Source organism: Kineosporia babensis, from assembly GCF_021129305.1.
GTDB lineage: Bacteria > Actinomycetota > Actinomycetes > Actinomycetales > Kineosporiaceae > Kineosporia > Kineosporia babensis.
Genome location: NZ_JAJOMB010000001.1, coordinates 687232 through 712271 on the forward strand (window position 1 = coordinate 687232; position 25040 = coordinate 712271).

Annotated in this window: 18 protein-coding genes and 1 tRNA gene; 8 read left to right on the forward strand and 11 right to left on the reverse strand. The window is 69.6% G+C overall.

The window, feature by feature from the left end; translation table 11 throughout:
* Positions 1-177 precede the first annotated feature (177 nt).
* Positions 178-1233, reverse strand: a complete 1056-nt coding sequence (locus LR394_RS03125) for a hypothetical protein (RefSeq protein ID WP_231438788.1) — start codon at positions 1231-1233, stop codon at positions 178-180.
* A 122-nt stretch (positions 1234-1355) separates the two neighbouring features.
* On the opposite strand from LR394_RS03125, the gene LR394_RS03130 reads away from it, so the two are divergent.
* Positions 1356-1429, forward strand: a tRNA-Gly gene (locus tag LR394_RS03130).
* 181 nt (positions 1430-1610) lie between these two features.
* Here LR394_RS03130 and LR394_RS03135 read toward each other — a convergent pair.
* Complete coding sequence (locus LR394_RS03135) at positions 1611-2660, reverse strand: hypothetical protein (protein WP_231438789.1); 1050 nt, start codon at positions 2658-2660, stop codon at positions 1611-1613.
* A 148-nt stretch (positions 2661-2808) separates the two neighbouring features.
* Here LR394_RS03135 and LR394_RS42665 point away from each other — a divergent pair, with 148 nt between their 5' ends.
* Positions 2809-3876 carry an App1 family protein gene (locus LR394_RS42665; protein ID WP_231438790.1) on the forward strand — a complete coding sequence of 356 codons (1068 nt, stop codon included), beginning with the start codon at positions 2809-2811 and terminating at the stop codon, positions 3874-3876.
* 69 nt (positions 3877-3945) lie between these two features.
* On the opposite strand, the gene LR394_RS03145 is transcribed toward LR394_RS42665, so the two are convergent.
* From LR394_RS03145 to LR394_RS03155, 3 genes are all read right to left on the reverse strand, one after another.
* On the reverse strand, positions 3946-4764 hold the full coding sequence (locus LR394_RS03145; protein ID WP_231438791.1) for a MerR family transcriptional regulator: 819 nt from the start codon (positions 4762-4764) through the stop codon (positions 3946-3948).
* 125 nt (positions 4765-4889) lie between these two features.
* The gene (locus tag LR394_RS03150; protein WP_231438792.1) at positions 4890-6743 is read right to left on the reverse strand and encodes an acyl-CoA dehydrogenase; all 1854 of its coding nucleotides are present in this window, start codon (positions 6741-6743) and stop codon (positions 4890-4892) included.
* 211 nt (positions 6744-6954) lie between these two features.
* The gene (locus tag LR394_RS03155) at positions 6955-7230 is read right to left on the reverse strand and encodes a GlsB/YeaQ/YmgE family stress response membrane protein (RefSeq protein ID WP_231438793.1); all 276 of its coding nucleotides are present in this window, start codon (positions 7228-7230) and stop codon (positions 6955-6957) included.
* A gap of 146 nt (positions 7231-7376) precedes the next feature.
* On the opposite strand from LR394_RS03155, the gene LR394_RS03160 reads away from it, so the two are divergent.
* The 3 genes from LR394_RS03160 (at position 7377) to LR394_RS03170 (ending at position 10797) form a co-directional block, all read left to right on the forward strand.
* Positions 7377-7913: a hypothetical protein gene (locus LR394_RS03160; RefSeq protein WP_231438794.1), complete on the forward strand. Its 537-nt coding sequence runs from the start codon at positions 7377-7379 to the stop codon at positions 7911-7913.
* Positions 7914-7976: 63 nt separating this feature from the next.
* On the forward strand, positions 7977-9704 hold the full coding sequence (locus LR394_RS03165; protein WP_231438795.1) for an aldehyde dehydrogenase family protein: 1728 nt from the start codon (positions 7977-7979) through the stop codon (positions 9702-9704).
* A 367-nt stretch (positions 9705-10071) separates the two neighbouring features.
* A complete protein-coding gene (locus LR394_RS03170; RefSeq protein ID WP_231438796.1) occupies positions 10072-10797 on the forward strand; it encodes a phosphatase PAP2 family protein in 726 nt (241 codons plus the stop codon).
* A 93-nt stretch (positions 10798-10890) separates the two neighbouring features.
* Here LR394_RS03170 and LR394_RS03175 read toward each other — a convergent pair whose 3' ends face one another.
* From LR394_RS03175 to LR394_RS03195, 5 genes are all read right to left on the reverse strand, one after another.
* Positions 10891-12636 carry a hypothetical protein gene (locus tag LR394_RS03175; protein ID WP_231438797.1) on the reverse strand — a complete coding sequence of 582 codons (1746 nt, stop codon included), beginning with the start codon at positions 12634-12636 and terminating at the stop codon, positions 10891-10893.
* A gap of 484 nt (positions 12637-13120) precedes the next feature.
* Positions 13121-13909, reverse strand: coding sequence for a hypothetical protein (locus LR394_RS03180; protein WP_231438798.1), 789 nt, complete (start codon positions 13907-13909; stop codon positions 13121-13123).
* A 196-nt stretch (positions 13910-14105) separates the two neighbouring features.
* On the reverse strand, positions 14106-16094 hold the full coding sequence (locus LR394_RS03185) for a S9 family peptidase (protein ID WP_231438799.1): 1989 nt from the start codon (positions 16092-16094) through the stop codon (positions 14106-14108).
* Positions 16095-16107: 13 nt separating this feature from the next.
* Positions 16108-18150 carry a cytochrome c oxidase assembly protein gene (locus tag LR394_RS03190; RefSeq protein WP_231438800.1) on the reverse strand — a complete coding sequence of 681 codons (2043 nt, stop codon included), beginning with the start codon at positions 18148-18150 and terminating at the stop codon, positions 16108-16110.
* A 64-nt stretch (positions 18151-18214) separates the two neighbouring features.
* Positions 18215-19027, reverse strand: coding sequence for a carbon-nitrogen family hydrolase (locus LR394_RS03195; protein ID WP_231438801.1), 813 nt, complete (start codon positions 19025-19027; stop codon positions 18215-18217).
* A 230-nt stretch (positions 19028-19257) separates the two neighbouring features.
* Between LR394_RS03195 and LR394_RS03200 the strand changes: the two genes are divergently transcribed.
* The 3 genes from LR394_RS03200 (at position 19258) to LR394_RS03210 (ending at position 23239) form a co-directional block, all read left to right on the forward strand.
* Complete coding sequence (locus LR394_RS03200) at positions 19258-20916, forward strand: MDR family MFS transporter (protein ID WP_407936972.1); 1659 nt, start codon at positions 19258-19260, stop codon at positions 20914-20916.
* 164 nt (positions 20917-21080) lie between these two features.
* On the forward strand, positions 21081-21458 hold the full coding sequence (locus LR394_RS03205) for a phage holin family protein (RefSeq protein WP_231438803.1): 378 nt from the start codon (positions 21081-21083) through the stop codon (positions 21456-21458).
* A gap of 161 nt (positions 21459-21619) precedes the next feature.
* Positions 21620-23239 carry a M949_RS01915 family surface polysaccharide biosynthesis protein gene (locus tag LR394_RS03210; protein ID WP_231438804.1) on the forward strand — a complete coding sequence of 540 codons (1620 nt, stop codon included), beginning with the start codon at positions 21620-21622 and terminating at the stop codon, positions 23237-23239.
* A 171-nt stretch (positions 23240-23410) separates the two neighbouring features.
* Here the strand turns inward: LR394_RS03210 and LR394_RS03215 are convergent, their stop codons facing one another.
* Positions 23411-25030, reverse strand: a complete 1620-nt coding sequence (locus tag LR394_RS03215) for an IucA/IucC family protein (protein WP_231438805.1) — start codon at positions 25028-25030, stop codon at positions 23411-23413.
* Positions 25031-25040: the final 10 nt, after the last annotated feature.

A 25040-nucleotide genomic window follows, 5' to 3' on the forward strand; every position in this document is an offset into this window, starting at 1 on the left:
TGAAGGCTCTTTAATTAAGTGCCGATACGTGAACGTATCAGCCCGATCGGGCCCTGAGCGCCGCCCGGAAAGCGTTTAGGAATCATTTAGGTACGGCCAAAGAAGCTCATACCTGTGTCAGCGCCGATGCAGTGTTGTGACTGGCGCCCGCGCCTCAAAGCCGGTAGATGGAGCGGCTCAGAGCGTGTAGCGGTCGACCCCGAAGTTGTCCTCGTCCAGCACGATTCCACCGGCCGCCTCGACCAGCGCGCGGGTGGTGCGGGCGATCAGCGGCGCGACGTGCGCCCGGCCGGTCCGGAAGTCCTCCGGCGGGTAACGCATTTCCCGCTCCGAGGGGTCGAGGGGCTGCCAGCGCACCTCGTACGTCACCAGTTCCTCGTTGGCCCAGGGCTGCCCGGCCACCGTGGGGTCGTCGGCGTCGGTGAGGTGGACCAGCACCTCGACCACCCCGTGCCGGCCGAAGTCGTTCACGATCGCGAAGCCGTCGATCACGTCGTCCTCGCTGAGCATCCGGCGGTCGCGCTCGTCGGCGGCGGCGTGCAGACGCTGCAGGTCCTGCTGACTGAGCGGGCTGCGCCCGACATCCTCCAGCAGGCTCGCCCCGCTGTAGGCCTCGGCCGGCGGGCCGGCCCAGTCCTCCCCATCGACCGCGAGCACCGCCCCCGGCATCTCCCGGTTCACGATGCCGAGCAGGACGTCGGGCTCGAGCCAGGTCTTGGAGTGCACCACGTAGTCGACCGCGCGATCCGGGTCGGGCTGGATCAGCTGCAGCGTGCCCGCGACGCGCACCGCGCCGCCGATCCGCCGGGCCAGACTGACCATCAGCTGCAGCGCGCGGCCTTCGTCGCGCCAGGGCAGACCTTCGGGGAAGGCGTAGGCAAGGCCGTCGCGATCGTCCACGCCGGGCAGCGGCGGGTCTTCCCGCTCGACCGGAGCCTCCAGGCAGTAACAGACCGTCCAGGGCATGGGGACGCCCGCGTCCACCGCGTCTTCCATCGACAGCTGGTAGGGGCCGGTGAGCTGGCTGTGCCGGCCGAGCTGGACCTCGCCGCTGTCGTACAGGTCGCTGTGCGGGATCCGGTCGCGCACCAGCGTGTCGACCACTTCGAGATCGACCGTGGTGGGGCACAGCAGCAGGTGGCGGGCGGCCAGGTCCAGAACCGAGATGCCCTGCTCGACCTCGGGAGCAGGCGCAGGCGCCTGCTGCTTGTCACGTCCCCATCGCCCCGCCACGAACGCAGCCTCCCGTTGAAGATCCTCGGGGCAAAGGTTAGCAACCGAGACGGGGTGCCGGAGGGTTGGCCACAAGCCGCCCGGACTTTGATACTGTGTGTCCGCCCGATCAGTTCGGGCCTGCGGGTGTAGTTCAATGGTAGAACATCAGCTTCCCAAGCTGACAGTGCGGGTTCGATTCCCGTCACCCGCTCCACACGCAAAGCGCCAGGTCAGAGGCTCGCAGCCGCTGCCTGGTGCTTCGTCGTTCCGGGTCCGGAACCCCGCCTTGTGCCACTGGTGTGCCATTAGCCCGCAGCGGGCCCGGCTCGGAGCACCCTCCGGCCCGGGCCGCTGCTACTACTACTGGCGCAATGTCGTCACCAGCGGTTCAGGCGTCACCAGCGGTTCAGGCCGTTCTCGTCGTAGGCCTTCACGCTGAAGGTCAGGCCGGAACGCCAGTTGCCGTAGCTGAGGCCGAACTTCCGGGTGCTCTTGGCCGGCAGGCCGGTCAGCCAGTCGTTCGCGTAGCCGGCCACGACACCGCGCCGGTCGCGGGCCAGGACCACAACGTTCACGTTGGCGGCCTTCTTGCTGGAGGCGCTGGTGACCTTGCCCGTCCAGGTGTAGGAGACCAGGCCGCTGCGGGTCTTGCGTACCTTCTTCACGCCCGAGACCTTCAGGCTCTTCTGCGGCTGGGCCGAGGTGGTGTCGGTGTCGATCCCGGTCAGCTTGAAGGACTTCACCTTGGCGAACACCTTGGGCGGGATGCTGCCGGGGATCGTCTGGAACGGGACCCGCTGGCCCGGGGCGATGGCCAGGTTCGGGCGCAGGCTCTCCCGGTCGAACTTGCGCAGGCGCTTGCCCTTGGCGTCGTAGTAGGCGATGTCGACAGCGTCGGCGAACATCCACTGGTCCGAGGCGTTGACGATCTCGCCGACGATCGTGCTGGAGGGGAGGTTGCCGAACTGCGAGGTCAAGATGCTCACCCCGGCCGAGGCGGGGGCCACGCGGGCGAGCAGGTCGTACTTCTTGGACTTGCTGTAGCCCTTGGTCGAGGCCACCCGGAGGAAGTACGTGCCCGGGTTCACCATTCGCCCGATGCTCTCGGCGCTGGTACCGGACTTGTCCGAGGCGTTCAGCTGCTTGCCCGCGTCGTTGTACAGGCGCAGGTTGTAGTCGGCCGGGAGGGTGCCGAGCATCGCGTAGAGGTAGCTGCGCTCGGCCACTTTCAGGCGGTACCAGTTCTGCTGGCTCTTGCTGCCCAGGGCTGCCTTCTGCCAGGAGTTCTGCTTGACCGGAGCCTGCTTGCGCGCGGCGGACAGGGTGTGTGCGGGCCCGGAGGAGCTCGCTGCTGCGGCCTGACCGGCGAGCAACGACAGCAGAAGTCCCGAGACCAGCACGGCGATCGGCAGCCGGAGCCGCCGTCGCCTTGTTGCAGACGCCACGTCATACCTCTCAAATCGTGATGAAGGGGTGTGATCGTAGGGCAGATGATCATGGGGGACGTCCGTGATCGGGTCACGATTGCGGGTCGACGCAGCGAGCGGGTGCCTCGAGCCGCACCGCGGCAGATGCGCATCTAGGATTCACGAGGTGACCGTTTCGACCCGGCTGCATCGTGGTGCTCGCATCGAGGATGCGGTGATGGCCCGGCTCGCCCGGGTGCTGCGCCGCTTCGGCTGGCGCCCGCTGGCGGTGCCGTTCACGGCCTACGGATCGGCGCCGGCCCACACCGCCCCGGCCGGGTCTGAAGGCTGGGTGCGGGTTCTGCTCCGGGTGAAGCTGAGTTCGCAGCGGGCCACCGCCGAAGAGGTCGCCGGTGGACGCTGGTGGCGGAAGTTCTTCACGGTCGGGCTTTCCGGGGTTCCGGTTCAGGTGCGAGTCGGCAGTTTCAGCCACGAGATCAGCAGCGACCGGGGCGGGTACGTGGACGTCGTGGTGCCCAGCGATCTGACGCCGGGCTGGCACGAGCTGCAGGTCTCGGTGGTGGGCCGGCCCCCGGCCACGGCCCGGCTGCGGGTGGTCGGCCCGGACGAGCGGTTCGGGCTGGTCAGCGATATCGACGACACGGTGATGATCACCGCCCTGCCGCGGCCACTGCTGGCGTTCTGGAACACCTTCGTGGTGAAGGCGACCAACCGCCGGCCGGTGCCGGGGATGGCGGCGTTGTACGGCCGGTTGCGGCATCAGGAACCGGACGGGTTCGTGGTCTACCTGTCCACCGGAGCCTGGAACGTGGCCCGGGCGCTGGCGCTGTTCCTGGAGCACCACGACTATCCGCGCGGGCCGCTGCTGATGACCGATTGGGGGCCGACCACCGACAGCTGGTTCCGCTCCGGCCGGGACCACAAGCACCGGGAGCTGCGCCGCCTGGTGGCCGATTTCCCGCAGCTTCGCTGGGTACTGGTCGGCGACGACGGCCAGCACGACCCGCAGCTGTACGAGGAGCTGGCCGACGAGGTGCCCGAGGCCCTGCGGATGGTGCTGATCCGTCAGCTGACCACGGTGGAGCAGGTGCTGACCCACGGTACGCCGCTGCCCCCGGAGGATGCCGCCCTGAACGCCCCCAGCCCGGTGCTTTGGCTGCGCGGCCCCGACGGTTCGGCCCTGGCCGCGCAGCTCCCCACCGACGAAACCGAAGATCCCGAAAAGGGCACCTGAGCGCCCACGTGCGCACACCGTCCTCAAATTTGCTCTGGGTGTGTCGCCGTGGGCGGCCCGGTGGCTGCGTCAGTCGCGGAAGACGGCGACCTGTAGCTCGGTGACCCAGGTGGACTCGTCCCCCATGCCGTAGTTGAGGTACAGCTCCCGGTTCAGCCCGTCGGCGCGGTACCCGCTGGCATCGATCCAGCGCACCAGCTGCTGCTCAGTAGCCATCACCCCGTCCATCGAGCCGTGATGCAGGATGGTCGCCGCCTGCTCGATGCCGGGCAGATCGATCACCTCGAAGTCGTGCTCCGCGCCGAGCTCCAGATTGACCGGGCAACCGGCGTGAACCAGTACTCCGTCAGCCTTTTCCTCGTACCAGGCAATCGCCGGGCCGGTCATCGCGACGCCGGCGCTCTGCATCCGCTCGTGCAGTTGCCCGTACAGCGGCTGGATCACCGGGCCCACTTCATCCGGGTTGAAACCCTTTGCCTCGCCGGACAACTGGGCCAGCCGAACGGCCGGGACCGACTTGATCTGGACGTCCTCGGTAGCCATGATGCCTTCTTTCTCGATGATCGAGAGCCTCACCTCGACCTGGGTGAGCCGGGCAGCGTCCTGGCGCATCTGACTTTCCAGCTCGGCCCGGCGCAGCCGCAGCATGCCGCGCAGCTCACCGGCCTCGAGCTGGTCGTCGATGATCGAAAGGACCTGCTCCAGGGTGAATCCCAGGTCTTTCAGGGCGACGATCCGGTTCAGCCGGGACAGCTGGGCCGCCTGGTAGAACCGGTACCCGCTGACCGGATCCACCTGAGCCGGCCGCAGCAGTCCGAGCCGGTCGTAGTGGTGCAGCATCCGCACCGATACCCGGCCGTGCCTGGCGAAGTCTCCGATGGTGAACATGATGCTCCAGGTCTACGGCCTGACACGATGTCAGGGTCAAGCCTGGCAGCACACTCACCGCCCGAGGGACGAAAACGGAGAAACCCGGGACGGACGCTTCCGGTTGGCGCCCGTCCCGGCGAGGATCAGAAGGCGGCCTCGTCCAGCTCCATCAGGGAGTTGTCGGTGCCCTCCAGAATCGCCCGCTCCACCGCCAGACGCGGCAGCACCTGCGCCGCGAAGAACGACGCCGCGGCCACCTTGCCCTGGTAGAAGGCCTGGTCAGCAGCCTTGGGCCGGCCCTCCAGGGCGGTCAGGGCCACGTCGGCCTGGCGCAGCAGCAGCCAGCCGACCAGCAGGTCACCGGCGGCCAGCAGCAGCCGGGTGGTGTTCTGGCCGACCTTGTAGACGTTCTTGACGTCAGCCCCCTCCACCCGGGTATCGGCCGTGCGTACCACCTTGAGCAGGTGCGCCACCATCCCGCCGAAGTCCTCGCAGGCCTTGCCGAGCAGTTCGCGCTGCGCCGCCAGCCGGCCGTCACCCGGGTCGGCCTTGGCGAACTCGGTGATCTGCTCGGTGACCGCAGACAGCGCCCGGCCCTTGTCCCGCACGATCTTCCGGAAGAAGAAGTCGGTGCCCTGGATCGCGGTGGTGCCCTCGTACAGCGTGTCGATCTTGGCGTCCCGGACGTACTGCTCCAGCGGGTAGTCCTGGAGGAAGCCGGAACCACCGAACGTCTGCAGACTTTCCGAGCCGAGCAGAGTCCAGGCCCGTTCCGAACCGGCGCCCTTCACGATCGGCAGCAGGAAGTCGTTCAGCCGCTCGGCATCCTCGTCGTGCTCGCCCCGGGCCTGGGCGATCTTCACCGCGTCCTGCTGCACCGAGGTGAAATGCACCAGTGCGCGCAGACCTTCGGCGTAGGCCTTCTGGGTCATCAGCGAGCGGCGCACGTCGGGGTGGTGGGTGATGGTGACCCGGGGCGCGGTCTTGTCCTGCATCTGGGTCAGGTCGGCGCCCTGCACCCGCTCCTTGGCGTACTCCAGCGCGTTCAGGTAGCCGGTCGAGAGGGTGGCAATGGCCTTGGTACCGACCATCATCCGGGCGCTTTCGATGATCTGGAACATCTGCGCGATGCCGTTGTGCACGTCGCCGAGCAGGGTGCCGACCGCCGGGACGTCGTCCACCTCACCGAAGCGCACCTCGCAGGTGGTGGAGACCTTCAGGCCCATCTTGTGCTCGACGTTGGTAACGAAAGCGCCGTTGCGCTCGCCCAGTTCGCCGGTGGCCAGGTCGACGTGGAACTTCGGCACGATGAACAGTGAGAGGCCCTTGGTGCCCAGGCCGGCGCCCTCGGGGCGGGCCAGCACGAAGTGCAGGATGTTGTCGGACAGGTTGTGCTCGCCCGAGGTGATGAAGCGCTTGACCCCGGTGATGTGCCAGGTGCCGTCGGGCTGCTGGACGGCCTTGGACCGCCCGGCCCCGACGTCCGAGCCGGCGTCCGGCTCGGTGAGCACCATGGTGGCGCCCCAGCGCTTGTCGATCAGCAGCTCGGCCAGGCGCTGCTGGTCCGGGGTGCCGAGCCGGTAGAGCATGTTGCTGAAGTCGAAACCCGAGGCGTACATGTGGATCGCCGGGTTGGCGCCGAGCAGGAACTCCAGCATCGCCCAGCGCAGCGAGCTGGGCGCGGAGGTGCCGCCGATCTCGGTCGGCACCCCCATCTGCCAGAAGCCGGAGTCGGCGTAGGTGTTGTAGGCCGCCACAAAGGCGGGCGGCAGGGTGGCGGAGTGCGTGGCCGGGTCGAAAACCGGCGGATTGCGGTCGCTGTCGACGGCGGACGGGGCCAGCTCCTCGGTGGCCAGGCGGGACATCTCGCGCAGCATCTCGCGCGCGGTCTCGCCGTCGATGTCCTCGAACGGAGCGCTCCCCAGCACCTGGTCCCGGCCGAAGACCTCGAACAGGTTGAACTCGACGTCGCGCAGATTGTGGCGGTAGTGACTCATCGTTGCGTCCCCTCGGCCGTCAGACCTACTAAGTTACTGCTTAGTAATATAATTTTAGAGGAGGATTTCCTCCCCGGCCAGGGATATCGCGCGAGGTGTCCCTCAGGTGCCGTAACCGACCTGGGCGTTTCCGGCAAAAACCGAACGGCCGGCTGCCCCTGGGGGCAACCGGCCGAAGCGGTTTCGGATCCGGCCCGGGGGCCGGTGGGGGTCAGCGAATGCTGCGACCCCGACCGCCGGTCCTCAGGCTAGAGGCCAGCGCGACACCGATGGCGGCGAGCGCCACCTGGGCCAGGATCTCGATCCAGTCGATACCGCTCGTGTCCCGCATCGGGCCGACGATGGCAGTACCGATGAGCGCCGCAATGATGCCGATGCCGATGGTCATCCAGATCGGCACGTTCTGCTTGCCGGGAACGACGAGACGCCCCAGGGCACCGATGACCAATCCGATGATGATCGCGGAAATGATGCCGCCGATTTCCATGCTGGACACTCCTCCGGAACCGAACCGGGCAGCTCCTCTGCCCGGTGCTGACTCAAGAGTTGATCTACTCGGCGGCGCCTGCAATTTGAGACGTCAACCCCCTGCTGGAGTGACGTTCTGCAGACAAGTACGGCGATAATCCCTGAATGGAGCAAACGGGGCATCCGGTTCAGGTCTTCGACCTGGGGCCCCGGCTGCCCTGGGGGTGCCTGACCACCGGAGTCGCCCTGATCAGTTTCATGGAAGTGGTGGGGGTGGCGGCGCTGCTTTTCGCCGTACTGCCCGACGATGCCGCCGCGGTGGCCACCGGGTTCGTGCTGGTGCCCTCTGCCGTCCTGCTGGTGGTGCTGGCCAGCGCGCTCAGGGGCCGGATCGTGGTGGACCAGAACGGTCTGACGTTGCGTTTCGGCCTGCTCGGGGGCGCCCGGGTGCCGCGCCGGCTGATCGGCCGGGCCGAGCGCTACGACCCGGCCACCACGCTGAACCCGATCGGGCTGGGGATCGACGTGCCGTTCGGCTCGGGCCGGGCCACCGCCACCCGGGGCGGGCAGGTTCCGTTCGTCCGGGTCACGCTGCGCGGGCCGGCCCGGGTGCGGCTCACCGTGTGCCGTTTCGCGGTGGCGAACGAGCTGGTCCTGAGCACCTCCCGGCCCGACGAGCTGGTCGATCTGCTGAGCTCGTGAGGTATCGCGGCCGATGTTTTGGAAGTATCGCGGCCGGGTGCAGTGCCGGGTCATGATGGTTGGATGACCACCCAGGCGCCCCCGCACCCGAGGTTCAGCGCAGTCGACTCCGCCCTCGCCGATCTGGACCGGGGCGTGGAGATCTGGGCTCGTACGTCGTTGCCGGCCAGACGTCTGCTACTGGCCCGGGTCCACGCCCTGACCGCGTTGTACGCGCACGACTGGGTGCAGGCCGCGGCCGGGATCAAGGGCCTGCCCGAGGACTCGCCGCTGACCGGGGAGGAGTGGCTGGCCGGGCCGTACACCATGCTCACCGGCCTGGCCACGATGATCGACAGCCTGCGGGCGCTGCAGCGGGGGCACAGCCCGGTGGACGGGTATCGCTTCGGCACGGCACCGGGTGGGCGGACCACGCTGCGGGTGCTGCCGCAGACCGGCATGGACCGGCTGATCATGAGCGGGTATTCGGCCGAGGTCTGGCTGCCGCCGGGGGTTTCCGCCGACCAGGTGCGTACTCAGGCCGGGCAGGAGCAACGCCAGGCCGGGCGGGAGGTGGGCATCGGGGCGGTGCTGGGGGCGGGCAACGTCTCCTCGATCCCGGTGCTGGATGCGCTGCACGAGCTGTTCGCGGCCGACCGGGTGGCCCTGGTGAAGCTGAACCCGGTGATGGACCCGCTGCTCGGGGCGTTCCAGGCGGTGCTGCGGCCGCTGATCGAGCACGGCGTGCTGCGGATCGTGACCGGCGGCGCCGAGGTGGGCCATTACCTGGTGCATCATCCTCTGGTCGGACACGTGCACATCACCGGCAGCGCGCAGACCCACGACGCCATCGTGTTCGGCACCGGGCCCGAGGGGGCGGCCCGCAAGCAGGCCGGTACCCCGCAGCTGGCCAAGCCGATCAGCAGCGAACTGGGCGGGGTGTCGCCGGCGATCGTGCTGCCCGGGCGCTGGTCCAGGGCCGATCTGCGGTTCCAGGCCGAGAATGTGGTCAGCCAGCGGCTGCACAACAACGGCTACAACTGTGTGGCCACGCAGGTGGTGGTGATCAGCTCCGACTGGGCGCAGAAGCATCAGTTCCTGGCCGAGCTGCGCCGGGCACTGAACGCGGCGCCCCGGCGCAAGGCCTATTACCCGGGCAGTGAGCAGCGGGTCCAGGCGGTGTTGGACACCTGCCCCACCTCCGAGCGCCTCGATCACGGCCGGGTGCTGGTCGGCCCGCTGGCGGCTGGCTCGCCCGAAGCCGAATATGTTTTCGATGCGGAAGTTTTCGGACCGGCTCTGGCCGTGGTGACGCTGCCGGGCGAGGGGCGGGAGTTCCTGTCGGAGGCGGTCACGCTGGCGAACGAGAAGATCAGCGGAACGCTCGGTGCCTGCCTGATCGTGGACCCGGCCACCCGGCGCGCACTCGGCCCGCAGTTCGAGAATGAACTGGCCAGAATGCGTTACGGCTGCATCGGCGTTAATGTCTGGATCGGGCTGGGATACCAGATTCCGGCAGTGCCCTGGGGCGCTTTCCCGGGCAACGAACTGGCCGAGGTGGGCAGCGGAATCGGCATGGTGCACAACGCGCTGTTTCTGCAGAACCCGGAACGCTCGGTGATCCGCGGGCCTTTCCGCCCGGCCCCGCCTCGCTCATTGTTGGGTGGGGAGCTCTCTTTTGCGCCGTCACGGCCGCCGTGGTTCGTGAACAACCGAACGGCGCACCTCACCGGAGCGGCGCTTACCTCTTACGCTGCGAAATCCTCGTGGGACAAGCTGCCGAGGATTGTTTTTTCCGCACTTAAGGGCTGAGTCCCACTTCACAAAAAGGCCGTGTCCGTACTGCTCTGGGTGTACAACTCCAGGAGGATGCCAAAACGTCCGTTCGGCGATAAACCTTACTTAGGGATTTTCTGCCCTCACGGTGAGGGCGGTAGTTCGTCGAGGACGGGAGCATTCCGATGCGGGCAGGTGCGCGGGCCATTCGAGGAAAGACGCCGACCGGCAGCGGTTTGCGCGCGGCGGACGTCAGGCTCGGGTAATGGCGATCTGTCCTGCGGAATCTCTCACACCGTCGGCCTCGCCAGCCTCGCCAGACGAAATCTCTTCAGGGCAACGGATTTCCGAACGACAGGAACGAGTTCGGCCTCGCGGCGGGGTGATCGGCCAGCTTTTTCTGGTGGTCGGCGCCTGGCTGGCCTATTCGGGGGCCCGCTCGTTCTCCGGGCAGGACGTGCAGTCCGCAGTTGAACGCGGGCAGGCGATCCTGCGACTGGACGACGCGCTCGGCTTCGGCTGGGTGCTCGACGTGAACGAGTGGGCCCTGCAGCACGGTGTGCTGGCGGTGCCGCTGTCGATCGGTTACGCCAGCCTGCACTACCTGGTGACTCCGCTGGTGCTGGTCTGGCTCTGGCGCCGGCACCCGTCGGCCTACCAGGCGGCGCTGTTCTCGCTGATCGTGATGTCAGCGATCGGCCTGGTCGTCTTCGTCGCGATGCCGGTCGCCCCGCCCCGGCTGCTGCCCGGGTTCGCCTGGATGGACATGCTGAAGGTCTGGTCGGACTACGGCTGGTGGGGCGGCGGGGCCAGTGCCCCGCGCGGCTTCGAGCACCTCACCAACCAGTACGCGGCGGTGCCGAGTCTGCACGTGGGCTGGGCGATGTGGTGCGCCTGGGCCTGGCGGCGCAGCGGAGGGCGGTTCGCCCGGCGCTACGGCTGGCTGTACCCGTTCGGGGTGGCGGTGACGGTGGTGGTCACCGGCAATCACTACGTGATCGACGTGGTCACCGGGCTGGCCGTGGCCGCCGTGGCTTGCTGGTTCACACCCCGATTGATGACGTGGTGGTCGGCTCGGCGGCGAACGGAACCGGTGGGTGCCGGTTCGGTTGTGGTCGGAGCCCGGTAGCGCCGGGGACGAAGTCGGCCCCACCCCGGTGGTCTCCAGGGTGGGGCCGACGCTTGTGTTTCAGTCAGATCCGCGCGAGCTGGGCGGATCAGATCAGAGGACGCGGACCTTGGCGAACGCGGTCAGGTCACCGTTGGCGTAGACGCCGAACTGCTGGTTGGCCCCACCGGTGATGCAGCCGTGGCCGGGGATGTTGCACTGCTTCCAGGTGGTCTGCACGACGGTCTGCTTGCTGAAGTGGTTCGCGCGGGTGAACACCGAGGCGTCGGCGCAGGCCGAGATGGACAGCGCGGCCGGCGACTTGCCCTTGCCGTTGATCAGGCTGCAGTCGGTCGTGACCTTGTTGACCTTGTTGTTCTTCCAGGCGTAGTCGACGCCGACCTTGATGTCGAAGCCGACGCCCAGGTTCAGGATGGTCGGCACGTGGATGTAGCGGTCGGTGGAGTGCTTGCCGCCACCGTGGCCGTTGCCCTTGCCGCCGCCGTGACCGGAGCCGTTGCCCGAGCCCTCGCCGGAACCACTGCCGCTGCCGGAACCACTGCCCGAACCCGAACCGCTACCCGAGCCGCTGCCGGAACCCGAGCCCGAACCGGAACCCGAGCCACTGCCCGAACCGGAGCCCGAACCGCTGCCGCTACCAGAACCGCTGCCCGAGCCCTCGCCGGAACCGCTGCCGCTGCCGCTGCCGCTGCCGCTGCCCGAGCCGGAACCACTGCCCGAGCCGGAACCCGAACCGCTGCCGGAACCCGAGCCCTCGCCGGAACCGCTACCCGAACCCGAGCCACTGCCCGAGCCCGAACCCGAGCCGCCGCCGTTGCCCTGGCCGCCACCGTTGCCCGAGCCTTCGCCCGAGCCGCCGCCGTGGCCGTTACCGCCACCGTGACCGCTGCCACCGCCGTTGCCGCCACCGCCGACGCCCACGCCAACACCGGCGTCCACGTCGAGGTCTACACCGAGACCGCCGCCGCCACCGACGCCCACGCCGACACCAGCGCCGCCGCCGGTACCGATGCCCAGGCCAAGCCCACCGTTGCTGCCGCCACCGATGCCAACGCCGACACCCGCACCGAGGTCGATGCCAACGCCGCCGCTGCCCGAGCCACCACCGTGACCGCTGCCGCCACCGTTGCCCGAGCCTTCGCCCGAGCCGCCGCCGTGACCGCTGCCACCGCCGTTACCAGAGCCGCCGCCGTTACCGGAGCCACCGCCGTTCCCGGAACCACCACCGTGGCCCTCGCCACCGCCGTTGCCGCCACCGTGGCCGGAGCCGCCACCGTTGCCGCCCTCGTTGCCCTTGCCGCCACCGTGGCCCTGGCCGCCACCCTGGCCGCCACCGTTGCCTTCGCCGTGGCCCTTGCCGCCGCCCTTGCCGTCAACGCCGACGCCGGCCTTGACGTCCGCCTTCACCTTGACCTTGACCTCGGCCTGGGCCTTCGCCTCAGCCTTGACCTTCGCCTCAGCCTTGGCCTTCGCCTTGGCGCTGACCTTGGCCTTGGCGGCCGCCTTGGCCCGGACGTCGGTCTCGTAGACGAGCTTCGCGGTGGTGCGCACCTCGACCCGGGTCGGGTCCGGCGTCTTGGCCGCCAGGTCGGGGCGGGTCGCCAGCTGCGCCTGCTGCTCGGCGGTGAAGAAGCCGGCCTTCGCACCGGCCACGACGATGTCGTAGAACTGCACGTCCGTCAGGATTTTCACCTTGGCCTTGACGTCCACGTTCGCCGAAGCGGCGGCGGTGGCCTGGGCCGAGGCACCCGAGGGGTCCGAGGAGGAGAAGGCGTTTGCCGCGACCGGGGTGGCAACCAACAGCGTTGCCGCACCGAGGCATGCGAGAGCTCTGCGCACGGAGGTGATTCCTTCGTTCGTTCTTGTGAGGGAGTTGGGAAGTTACTGCCTCGCTGGGGTTTTCCTGAGCGAGTGCTGTGGCAATTCACTTCTCATTCGCTTGTTGCCGTTCCGTGACCTATGGGTAGTTGTGAGCATCCGATCGCGCTTTGTAGCCAAGAATCATGGCAACCCGGGCAACTGGACGCTGGTCCAAAAAGTGATCCAAAACCGGCCAGGCATCGGGGAAAACCACCAGACTTACCTGAAATTAACCTCTACCTAACGACTTTCGTAGTGGTCGGGATTAGTCTCTGGTCTGTACAAATTCTTCGGGCAACCGATGCCTGAGGCAACCAAAAAGCGCTTCGAGGCCAACCCTCGTTCACCATTTGTTCATCTTGGTGGTTGCTCCGAAAGGGTGAACGCACCACCGCTCCGCACCAAAACGCAACGCCCTCCCCGGCGGACCGAGGAGGGCGTTGCGCTTGTGTCTGGGCGTTTTTCAGTCGACCTGCCGGAGCTTCTCCACCTCGAGGGTGGCCAGGGAGTCGGCCAGCTCGGCCGCGGCCTCCGCATCGTCACCGGCGATCTGGACCCCCGCCACCAACTCGTCCACCCGGACCAGCATCCGCACCACCGAGCGTCCGTCCGCGGCGCTGGTGCTCGCCCAGGTCTGCTGCGAGCCACTGACTTCGTGGGACAGCTCCTCGACCGGGTCGTTCCAGGTGCAGCCACTGGTGTTGGTGGCCAGCGTGGTGATCGCGTCGGAGGCGGCATCGGTACTGGCCCAGCGGGTGACGGTGAGCGAGACCTCGGTCTCTCCGCTCCAGCGCCATTCCCGTTGCTGGGCGTTGTCAGTGACCCCGGGCTCGGCCGTACCGGTGGGGCCGGCACAGCTCAGCCCGTCGATCAGTTCGGGGTCGACCGAGCCGGAACTGGCCCCGGCCGCCGCCCCGGTGAGGGTGGAACCGGGTGGCAGCTCGGACTCGGTGAACCCCACCGAGTCGGGTACTTCGGCCGCTGCCCGCTGTTCCTGCTTGGGCAGCAGCACCGCCCCGAGGTCGCCGGTGGGACTCTTCTCGACCGTGGCCAGCTGCCAGCCGACCGGCACCGCGATCAGCACGGCGAGAGCCCCGACCGCAGCCCCGAGCCGTTGCGAGCGCAGTCTTCGCGAACGTCGCCGGCTGCCGGCCGCCAGCGCGCCGACATCGACGGACGACTCGTGCAGCCGCTCGTGCAGAGCGACGTCGAGTCGCGCTGCGAGCTCGTCGTCGGCTCCTTGCTCCGTCATCGCGCGCCTTTCCTCACATCTCAGGTCCCGTGCGCCGGCATCCCGTCGGCGTCCTCCCCGGGGCAGACGCCAGCTGGGAGTCGAACGTTGCACAATCAACGGAAAGTTTCTCGGTCCGGTGCGCCGGTGCACCATCGGCCGGAGCACCGAGCGTCCGCTGGTGCGTCCGGGCCTCGCCGGTACCCCTCCCCACGCGTCAGCGCAGCAGGTCAGGGGCCTTCCAGGGCTCGCCGTGGACGGTCTCGGCGAGGAACGCGAACACCGTCTGGTACCACAGCCGCAGGTTCTGCGGCTTGAGGATCCAGTGGTTCTCGTCGGGGAAAACGAGCAGCCGGTGCGCCATGGTTCCGGTCTTGCCGACGTTCAGTTCGCCGAGCGTGGTGTAGAGCGCCAGGGCCTGGCCGATCGGGACCCGGAAGTCCTTGTCGCCGTGGATCACCAGCATCGGGGTGGTGATCGCCTCGGCGTACCGGGACGGCGAGTGCTCGGCCCGCATCCGGGCATCCATGATCTGCCGCCAGTAGAAGCCGGCGTCGGAGGTCACCCGGAAGTTCTCCAGGTCCCAGAGGCCGGCGTGGGTCACGATGCCGCGGAAGCGATCGGTGTGCCCGGCCACCCAGTTGGCCATGTAGCCGCCGTAGGAGGCGCCCATCGCGGCGGTGCGCTCGGCATCGATGTCCTCGCGGGCCACCGTGACGTCGGTGATCGCCATCAGGTCGGAGAACACCGGCTCGGGCCAGCCGAGGGGGCCGCGATTGATGAATCCGAGACCGTAGCCGGTGGACATGGCCGGGTCGGGCAGCAGCACGGCGTAGCCCTGGGCGGCCGCCAGCCACGGGTTCCAGCGCCAGGACCAGGAGTTCCACGAGCTCCAGGGACCGCCGTGGATCCACAGCAGCAGCGGCGCCGGACGGTTGGCGGCGGCGCCTTCGGGCAGGACCAGCCAGGCCCGCACGGTGCTGCCGTCCTCGGCCGTGGTCTCGATCTCGGTGAGTGTGCCGGGCAGCGGCAGCTCTTCGGCCGGCCCCCGCAGAGCAGTGACCTCGCCGGTGCGCGGGTCGATCCGGACCGGGGCCGGTGGCGCGTCGAAGGCCGAGCGCAGGGCGTACAGCCAGGCGCCGTCCGGGGTGAGGGCCAGGTCGGTGAAAGCGCCGGATTCGGTGAGCTTTCGGGCGGTGCGGCCCTCCAGGTCGATCCGGAAGACCGGGCTGTGGCCCTGGTCGTCGGCGGTGACCAGCAGCGCTTCGCCGTCCGGGGTCCAGATCGGGGTGGACACGGCCCAGCGGTCCCATTCCGGGGCGGCCTCGTGCACCTGCCCGCTGTCCAGGTGCACGATCATCAGCCGCTGGTCGCCCGCCCCCTGCAGCGTGTTCTGCGCCTCGGCCAGGTACGCCACCTTGGAACCGTCCGGCGAGACCGCCACGCTCAGCACGTCGACGAGGGGGTCGTCCACCAGGGTGCGGCGAGCCCCGGTGGCCACGTCGATCGTGATCAGGGTGTCGCGCACGATGCCGCCGGGATCTACCACCTTCCAGCCGCAGACGACGGTGGTGCCGTCCGGGGTAAGCGCGTAGTGCGGGGTAGGGCGCAGGGCCGGCCCGGTGGGCCCGGTGAGGTCGCGGGTGGTGCCGCCCGGTTCCAGCACGAAGAGCCGATCGGCCGCCGGACCCCAGAACTCGTCCCACCAGCGGAACGGCACGCTCTCGTGCAGGGTGGCGCTGATCTTGAGTTCCCGGCGGGCCTTGTGCCGGCGCTCGTCCTCCCCGGTGCTGGCCGAGGAGGGCAGGGTCGGCGAGGTGAGGACGACCGTGCCGGAGCCGGCGGCGACCCGGGTGCTGCTGATCCCGCCCGGGCGGGTGGCGAACGGGCGAGCCTCACCGCGCTCGGCCGGCAACAGCCACAGCGAGGGCGGGCGTTCGTCCTCGTCGTCGTCCGGATCCGGGCGGGCCGAGGTGAACAGCAGCGAACCGTCGGGCCGGAACACCGGCGCGCTCTCGCTGTCCGAGCCCCAGGTCAGCCGGCGCGCGGGCGGGCCCTGCGGATCGGTCGAGACCTCCCACAGCGAACCGGTGAAACTCGTGCGCTTGGGACCGAGCGCCGAGACCGCGACCACCAGCCGGCTGCCGTCGGGGGCCACGGTCAGACCGGAGAGTCTCGACAGCTCGAGAAAGCGATCCAGATTCACCCGATTCGTCCTATCACGAAGCCGGGGGCTTCTCCTCCCCCTTGGCCTCTTCAGGCGTGATCTTCTTGTTGCCGGAGAGCTTGGCCAGCATGGCGTTGTAGGCCTCGAGCTCGGCGTCGCCGTCGCGGTCGGCCTTGCGGTCGTAGCGGCGCTGCTCGCGGTCGTCCGAGCGGGCCCACTGCACCATCAGCACCACGGCGATCAGCAGGGTCGGGAACTCGCCGATGCCCCAGCCGATGCCACCGCCGGCCTGCTGGTCGGTGAGCAGGTCCTCGCCCCAGGTGCGGCCCAGATTGCCGAAGAACTCGGCCTGCAGCACGGTCTCGCCGTTCATCATCGCCAGGAAGAAGAAGGCGTGGAAGGCCATGGTGGCCAGCAGCACGATCAGCCGCAGCGGGTAGCCGAAACGCTGCGGGCCGGGATCGACGCCGATCATGGTCCAGGCGAACAGGTAGCCGCTGAGCAGGAAGTGCACGTTCATCAGCACGTGGCCGGTGTGTGTGGTCAGCGCCAGCTCGAACAGGCCGGAGTAGTAGAAGACCACCAGGCTGCCGGCGAACAGCGGGGCCGCCGCCGGTGGGAACGAGACCACCTTCAGGTAGCGCGACTCGGTGATGATCAGCAGCCACTCCCGCGGGCCCCGGCTGCCGTCGCGGCGGGCGGTGAGGGTGCGCAGGGCCAGGGTGATCGGGGCCGAGAGCACCAGCAGCGGCGGCACCATCATCGACAGCATCATGTGCATGACCATGTGGCCGCTGAACGTGACCCGGCCGTACACCGCCGGGCCCGACGAGGTGGTGTAGACCAGCAGGGCGATGCCGAGGACGAGGGCGACGGTGCGCCCCAGCGGCCAGGAGTCGCCCCGCCGGCGCAGCTTCTGGACCCCGGCGAAGTAGGCCAGGGCGCCGACCGCGGCCACCACGACCCACAGCAGGTCGGGCTGCCATTGGGTGAACCAGCGGGCCAGGGTGGGTTCGGGCGGCATCGGGTAACCGGTGATCGCCTCGGCGATGTCGGTGGTGCGCTCGCCGGCGGTCGGCGGGGGCGTGCGCGAAAGGGCCGAGGCCAGGCCGAAGGCGACCGCCATCACGCCGAGCTCGACCACCGCCAGCCGGGTGAAGGCGCCGCGCTTGCCGGCCTCGAGGTCGGGCAGGGTGGCCTCGCGGTGCCGGTAGCCGAACAGGCCGAGCAGCACCAGGGCCGCGGTCTTGCCCAGCAGAAGCAGGCCGTAGCTGGTACCCAGGGTCTCGCCCAGGCTGCTCGGGCCACCGATCCGCAGGTAGGAGTTGATCAGGCCGGACAGCCCGATCGCGATGAACGACCAGAGCGCGAAGGTGGAGTAGCGCTGCGCGGCCCGGGCCAGCACCGGGCCCTTGATCGTGGGGGCGAGCAGCAGCAGCGCGGACAGCCCGCCGACCCACACCGCGGCGCCGATCAGGTGCAGGCCGAGGCTGGTGACCGCGGTCTGGTGGTCGCCGCTGCTGCTGGCGTGGCCGTTCAGCGCGGTCGGGATCAGGCACAGCAGCGCCCCGGCGGACAGCCAGGCGGCCGACGTCGTCTTCACCGCACCGGCCGCGAGCAGACCGATCACCGCGGCACCGGCGGCGGTCAGGCCGAGCCCCCGGCCCAGGTCGATGTCGCGGGTGTAGGCGACCAGCTGGCTGCCGAAGCCCGGGCTGTCGATCGGTGAGCCGAGCACGTCGGCGAGGTTGAAGACCAGCAGGGCGATCGCGGCCAGCGCCCAGACGGTGGAGGAGGCCGCGGCGATCAGGAAGGCCGGGCGGTGCGCCTGGCCGCCCTTGCCCACCGGCAGGGCCAGCGCGGTCAGCAGCAGCACGCCCACGGTGAGCGCGCCGGCGATGTCGGCGACCACCCGGGCCAGGATCAGGCCCCAGCGCACCATCGGGCCCGGGTCCTGCAGGATGCTCGGCTTGACCGCGCCGGAACCGGCGGCCGCCAGCGCGGCGGTGCCCAGGGCGAGCACCACCAGGACGGTGCCGATGGTGGCGGTCCGGCCGGTGTCGAGCGAGGGACGGGTCTGGGTCGTGCTGCTCACTGGGTGGTCATCCACTTCTGTTCTTCGTTCGGCGCGGCCGCCGATCGCCGCAGCGGCCGGATCGTCACAGCCGTCGGTCGGCCAGCACGGGGAACTTCTGCCGGTACTGCGCGGCGGCCTCCAGGTCGACGTCCGCCACCAGAACGGTCTCGTCGTCCGGGCCGGCCTCGGCCAGCACCTCGCCGGTGGCCGAGACCACCTGGCTGTGCCCGCCCATTCTGACGCCCGCGTGCGTCCCGGCCGTGTTGCACTGAATCACGATGGCCTGGTTCTCGATCGCCCGGGCCCGGCCGAGCACCCGCCAGTGCTCCACCCGGGCGGCCGGCCAGGCGGCGGGCACCACGAACAGCTCGGCCCCGGCGGCGCTCAGGTTGCGGAAGAGTTCTGGGAAGCGCAGGTCGTAGCAGGTGGCCAGGCCGGCGGTGACGTGGCCGGAGCCGGTCTGCAGGCCGGCCGTGACCAGCTCGGTGCCGGCCTCGATCAGGTCGGGCTCGCCGGCACTGAACCCGAACCGGTGCACCTTGCGGTAGCTGACCATGGGCAGGCCGTCGCGATCGATCAGCACCGAGGTGTTCCAGAGCCCACGCCCCTGCGGACCCCGGTCGGCGCCCTCGGCGGCCCGCTCGATGATCGAGCCGGCGTGCACGTAGGCGCCGATCTCCTGGGCCGCCCGGCAGATCGCGGTGACGGTAGGCCCCTCGACCGGCTCGGCGGCCTCGGACCAGCCCTGATAGCCGAAACCGGTCGGCGCCCAGAGCTCGGGCAGCACCACCAGATCGGCGCCGGACTGGGCCGCGACCAGTGCGGCGGCGCGGGCCACCCGCTCGGCAACCGGTTCGTCGTCCGGATAGGCCAGCTGGAGCACGTGTACGCGCATGACGGCCAGCGTACGGGGCACCCCTGTCAGTCTGTCCGGCTGATCCCCGGCCGATCCCGGCTGATCTCTGGTGCGCGCAGGCTTACCTGCCGGCCCGACTCGTCCGATGCTTGCCTGGAAACCTGCCCGTCCGGCACCGACCAGGTGCGCCGGACCGGGCCTGCCCAGGGAGTTGCATGTCCACGCCACCCCGCGAACCGGAGCCTGCGGAGCCCGAACCCGGCCAGATCATGGCCGATCCGGGCACCACGCCGGAGCCCGGCGCCGCCGGCGCGCTGACCCATCGCCAGATCGTGGTGATCATCAGCGGCCTGATGATGGGCATGCTGCTGGCCGCGCTGGACCTGACCATCGTCTCCACCTCGATCCGGACCATCTCCGACGACCTGGACGGGCTCAGCGTTCAGGCCTGGGTGACCACGGCCTACCTGATCACCTCGACGATCAGCACCCCGCTGTACGGCAAGCTCTCCGACCTGTACGGACGGCGGCCGTTCTTCCTCACCGCGATCTCGCTGTTCGTGGTCGGCTCCGCGCTGTGCGGCCTGGCCCAGGACATGTACCAGCTGGCCGCCTTCCGGGCGTTCCAGGGGCTGGGCGCGGGCGGGCTGTTCTCGCTCGCCCTGGCCATCGTCGGCGACATCGTCCCGCCCCGGGAAAGAGCCCGCTACCAGGGCTACTTCCTGGCCGTGTTCGGCTCCTCGAGCGTGCTCGGGCCGCTGGTCGGCGGGTTCTTCGCGAGCGCCGAGGAGATCCTGTGGGTCAGCGGCTGGCGCTGGGTCTTCCTGATCAACGTCCCGATCGGGATCATCGCCCTGAGCGTGGTGGCCCGGGTGCTGCACATCCCGCACACCCGCCGCGAGCACCGGATCGACGTGCCCGGCGCGGTGGCCCTGACGATGATGCTGGTGCCGCTGCTGATCGTCGCCGAGCAGGGCCGGGAGTGGGGCTGGACCAGCGGCGCCGCCGTGCTCTGCTACGTGATCGGGGGGTCCGGCTTCATCGGCTTCCTGAGCGCCGAGTGGCGGATCGGGGACGACGCGCTGCTGCCGATCCGGCTGCTGAACAACCAGACCTTCACCGTCGGCTCCACCCTGAACTTCATCATCGGGATGGGGATGTTCGGCGGCCTGGCCGCGCTGCCGCTGTACCTGCAGATCGTGAAGGGCCACTCGCCGACCGAGTCCGGCCTGCTGATGCTGCCGCTGACCGCCGGGATGATGACCGGCTCGATCGTCTCCGGGCAGTTCATCTCCCGGACCGGCCGCTACAAGATCTTCCCGATCGCCGGCTCGGTGCTGTTCTCGCTCGGGATGTTCCTGTACTCGACGATGGACGTGGACACCCCGCTGGTCGTGGTCGGCGGATTCGCCCTGCTCTTCGGTCTGGGGCTGGGGTTCAACATGCAGACGCTGGTGCTGGCGATGCAGAACTCGGTGCCGCCGCGGGACATGGGGGTGGCCACCTCCTCGGCCACGTTCTTCCGGCAGATGGGCGGGACGCTGGGCACCGCGGTGTTCCTGTCGGTGCTGTTCGGCTCGGTGGTCGGCAACGTCGCGGACGAGATCGCCAAGGCGGCCCAGGATCCGGACTCGGCCTTCAGCAAGGCACTGGCCGACCCCGCGGTGGCATCCGACCCGGACAACGCACCGATCGTGAACCTGGTGAAGAACGGCGGGGGCGCAGGCATCTCGATCGACGACTCCTCATTCCTGAGCCGGCTCGATCCGGCGCTGGCCCGGCCGGTGCTGGAGGGTTTCGCGCAGTCCATGCACCTGGTCTTCCTGATCGGTGCGTCAGTGCTGGTGCTGGCCTTCGCGATCAGCTGGTTCCTGCCGGAGGAGAAGCTGCGTACTCAGTCGGGTCTGCAGGCGCGGGCCGCCGAGTAATTGCAGACGTTGTGCGCGCCGGAGCGTGATGGCGCGGCTCTCGCGGCGCGCACCTGGATCAAACCGACCAACCGGGCGGGCAAACGTCTTCAATGACCGAGAGGTGACCGCCCGTGACAATGCGGGCGTCGTGATCCTCATCTTGCTCTGGCAGGCTTGCCGGGATGAACATCCTGATCAAAGTCGTGGTCAACGCCGTGGCCATCTGGGTCGCCACCGCGATCGTGCCGGGGGTCGAGGTGTCCGGTGGGGACACCGGGCAGACCGTGCTCACCCTGCTGGTCGTCGGGGCGATCTTCGGTGTGGTGAACGCCGTCATCAAACCGGTGGTGAAACTCTTTTCTTTCCCGTTCTACATCCTCACACTGGGTTTGTTCGCTTTTGTGGTCAATGCCCTGATGCTGGAACTGGTGGCCTGGCTGTCGGACCAGCTCAGCATCTCGTTCACCATCGACGACTTCTTCTGGTCGGCGATCGGCGCGGCCGTGGTGGTCACGCTGGTGAGCATGGTGCTGAATCTGGCTCTCCCGGACGGTGACTGAACGTAGCTGCAGTTAGCGCGTCCGGCCGCAGATCCGGGCGGTGTGCGGCAGGACCCGGGTGAGCGTGGGAGGATCGACCGGTCGAGAGCCGTGCGAGCCGTCTGCCGGAGTCGAGTCCGGCGGCCGACGGTCCGGACGGCTGTGGAAGGGGAAACGGCAACGTGGACGACGAGCAGGGGCCCTGGTGGACCCGCCCGCCGGAGCCAGGTCCGCGGGTGAGCCTGCGCGACGAGGACCGTGACACGAAGACGACCCTGGAGGACGACGAGTCCTCCGACCCGTACGACACGGAGATCTACCGCCCGGCAGCGTCCGAGCCGGCTGGTTCCGCGGCCGAGGGGGCGCCTGGTTTCGCGCCCTGGTTCGCCCAGCCGGAATCGCCCGACCAGGGCGCTCCAGCCGGCCCAGGCGGCCCGACCGGTTCGGTACCGGCCTCGCCGCAGACCCAGCCGAACCGCACCACCCGGTCGGGGCGGCGGGCGGCCCGGTCGGCCCCGGACGAGCCCTCGCCGTACGCCAGCCCCGGTTCGGATGCCTCCAGCTCGGACACCCCAGCCTCGGGCGCCCCCGCCTCGGGCGCCCCTGACTCGGGAGTTCCGGCGCAGGGCGGCTGGCCGGACGCGACTCCGGTACCGCAACCTCCTCAGGCTGCTCCGGTGGCCCAGGATCCGGCGGTCCAGAACGCGGCCACCATGCCGCTGCCGTTGATCGACGAGCCGGGTGGTCAGCCGTCGCCGGACGCCACCCAGCCCGCGCCGCAGGCACCCCCGAAGCCCAAGAAGCCGCCGGTGATCCGCCGGGTGGCGGCGCCCGACCCGCCGGCCACGCCCGCCCGGCAGGCCAAGCCGAAGGCGGTCCCGACCGACCGCAACGCCTACGCGCCGCCGCAGAACGGGGACATCTGGGCAACCTTCAGCGGCCCGATCCCGCTGCCCGACGAGGTGCTGGCGCAGCGCGGCCAGGCGCCGCAGAAGAAGACCGCGGCCCCGCCGCCCCCGCCCCGGCCGGAACCCGAGGCCGGCGGTGACGGCGATGGCCAGAATCCGCTCAAGCGATTCCTCACCGTCCAGGTGCCCGAGGCCCGCTTCGTGCTGATCGCCGTGGCCGGTGGTCTGGTGGTGCTGCTGATCATGCTGGTCGCGATGCTCAGCGGGGGCGGCCCGGGCAGCAGCGGCGACGAGAGCGAGCCCGAGGAGTCACCCACCGGCCTGAGCGGAATGCGGGCGAACGGCCTGAGCGAGGTCAAGGCGGTGGCGGCGTCCAAGCTGCTGCAGCGGGCCGACGCCAATCCCGGGGGCCAGGTGGTCGAGGCCTACGAGTGGCAGGACAAGAACGGCAAGAACCTGGTGGCGGCGATCGCGGTGGCGGCCGACCGGCGCAAGACCACGCTCAAGGTGGTCCACGTGGTCGGCCTGGAGGACAACGGCGACCCGCGAGTGCTGCGGGTGATGACCGATCCGGATCTGCCGGCCTGTGACAAGCGCGGCGGCACGGCCGAGTTCGCCCCGGGCGGGATGCAGATCCAGGACCTGGACAGCAACGGCTACGCCGAGGTGATCGTCGGCTGGTCCTCGCGCTGTGGGCGCAAGGCCACCCTGGAGAGCACGGCCAAGCTGGCGCTGCTCAGCAACGGCGACAAGTACATCGTCCGGGGCGAGGGGGTGCTGCAGTCCGATTCGGGCAGCACCACCCCCGAGCCCGGCATCGACAAGTGGCCGGCCGGGTTCTACGACACGGTCAGCAAGCGCTACGCCGAGCAGTTCTTCCCGGTCAGCCAGTAGGGTCTGTCCTGCGGATCATGGCCGTAGCGAGGAGGTGCCCGGGGCGTCGGCTGGGCGTGGCCGGTGGGGCCCCTCGCAATGGTTTTGCGTGGGGCCACGCCGGACGCGGTCAGACGGCGCCCCGGGTGCCCCGCAGTAGGCAAAGATCCGCAGGACAGGCCCTAGCCGCTTTCAGCGCAGCAGCGGCAGGTACAGAGGCACGTAGCTGCTGTCCCGGTCGGCGGATCCTCGCCACCGGGTCAGCAGGTTCGTCTTCGCCGGTACCGGTTCCCCGGCCAGCACGCCCTCCAGCTCGGCGAACGGTTCCACGCCGGACAGCACGTCCAGCACTGCCTCCCAAAGTGCAGGCTCCGCCGCCGGGCTGCGGTCGGCCAGCGCCGCGACCATCCCGCCGACGTGGTTGATCAGCAGGCAGTAGGCCACCCGGTCCCAGCCTCGCTCACGCGGGGTGCCGACGTGGGCCCGCACCCGCTCGGGCATGGCGGCCAGGTCTTCGGCCCGGCGCTCGCGCACCAGTTTCACGCCTTCCAGATCGCGCAGCACCACCTGGGCGGGCATGCCGTCACCGTCCAGGCCGACGATCACGTTCTGCAGATGCGCCTCGAAAACCACGCCGTGCCGGGCGAAGGCGTACAGCACCGGCGGCACCACCTGGCGCAGGTAGCGCTGCCACCAGTCCAGCAGCAGCTCACGGTCGGCGGTGATCCGCTGCAGCAGCCGGGCCAGCGCCGGGTGGGGCAGTGGCTCGGTGAAGGCGGCTGCGGGGACCGCGCGCACGCCCGGATGCAGCTTGCCCTGCAGTCCTTCGCGCCGGATCACGCCGAGCTGGTCGGCCAGGCCTGGGCCGAGATCGGCGGTCAGGCCGGAGGTTTCCCGCAGCAGCACGGTGCCGGGGAACCGGGTGGCCAGGTTGCGGCGCAGCGGTTCGAGCAGTCCGGCCAGGGTGACCGCGGCCTGCACCTCGTGCCAGGGGTTGATCCGCAGACAGTTGGTGATCAGCACGCTGAGGCTGAGTTTCACGAACTCGCGGTCGTCGGCCGCGACGGTGCGCACCGATGAGGTGGGGCGCATCAGGGGACCACTCGGGCCGAGGTCGATCGCCCGGCCGTCGGCGAGCGCGGCGGGAAACTCCTCACCCCGCGACAGGATTGCGTACTGCCAGGGGTGCAGCGGCAGCAAGCGGTAGCCCTCCGGGGCGCTGACCTCGTCGGGCAAAGCGGTTTCGGGAATCCGGATTTCACGTACCAGGTCGGCCCGCACCGCGATCTGGTGCAGCTGGAACCGGGCACCCAGCTCCGGGGCGTAGCGGCGAACCTCGTCCGGCCTACCGGAACGTGCCTTCGGCGCCGGGTGGTTCCGGTGCCCGGTCAGCAGCGACTGTTCCAGATCGAGGTAGCCGTCCTCGGCCTGCGGCGGCCGGGACAGCGCCTGTGCGATCAGGGCGTGCGAGGCCTCGATCTGCGCGGGCAGGTGGTCGGCCGAGGCTCCGGTGATGGCGGCCAGTTCCTCGTCCAGCAGGGCCAGCAGCTCACGCCAGCTCAGGCCGGCCGGGTCCGGGGCCTCGGCCAGATGCACCTGGCCGGTGAACGGCGGCTCGAATGTTCCACGGGAAACATTGCTCATCGGCCGCCGGAGCCGGGCTCTTAAGGACCGGGCCGATTTCTCCAGCTGGATGATCACCCAGTCCGGGCCGTCGGGTACCACGTTGCCGGCCGGGCCGGAGACCTCGCGGACCAGGCAGTTCAGCAACGCCACGACGGTGACGGCCTCGGCGCTGACCGGCTCGGTCACTTCCAGACGT

Coding starts and splice junctions, on each gene's coding strand:
- LR394_RS03145 (WP_231438791.1), bottom strand. CDS start 4,764: ATGTTCACCATCGGAGACTTCGCCAGGCACGGCCGGGTATCGGTGCGG.
- LR394_RS03160 (WP_231438794.1), top strand. CDS start 7,377: ATGGAGCAAACGGGGCATCCGGTTCAGGTCTTCGACCTGGGGCCCCGG.
- LR394_RS03155 (WP_231438793.1), bottom strand. CDS start 7,230: ATGGAAATCGGCGGCATCATTTCCGCGATCATCATCGGATTGGTCATC.
- LR394_RS03195 (WP_231438801.1), bottom strand. CDS start 19,027: ATGCGCGTACACGTGCTCCAGCTGGCCTATCCGGACGACGAACCGGTT.
- LR394_RS03205 (WP_231438803.1), top strand. CDS start 21,081: ATGAACATCCTGATCAAAGTCGTGGTCAACGCCGTGGCCATCTGGGTC.
- LR394_RS03200 (WP_407936972.1), top strand. CDS start 19,258: ATGGCCGATCCGGGCACCACGCCGGAGCCCGGCGCCGCCGGCGCGCTG.
- LR394_RS03150 (WP_231438792.1), bottom strand. CDS start 6,743: ATGAGTCACTACCGCCACAATCTGCGCGACGTCGAGTTCAACCTGTTC.
- LR394_RS03180 (WP_231438798.1), bottom strand. CDS start 13,909: ATGACGGAGCAAGGAGCCGACGACGAGCTCGCAGCGCGACTCGACGTC.
- LR394_RS03165 (WP_231438795.1), top strand. CDS start 7,977: ATGACCACCCAGGCGCCCCCGCACCCGAGGTTCAGCGCAGTCGACTCC.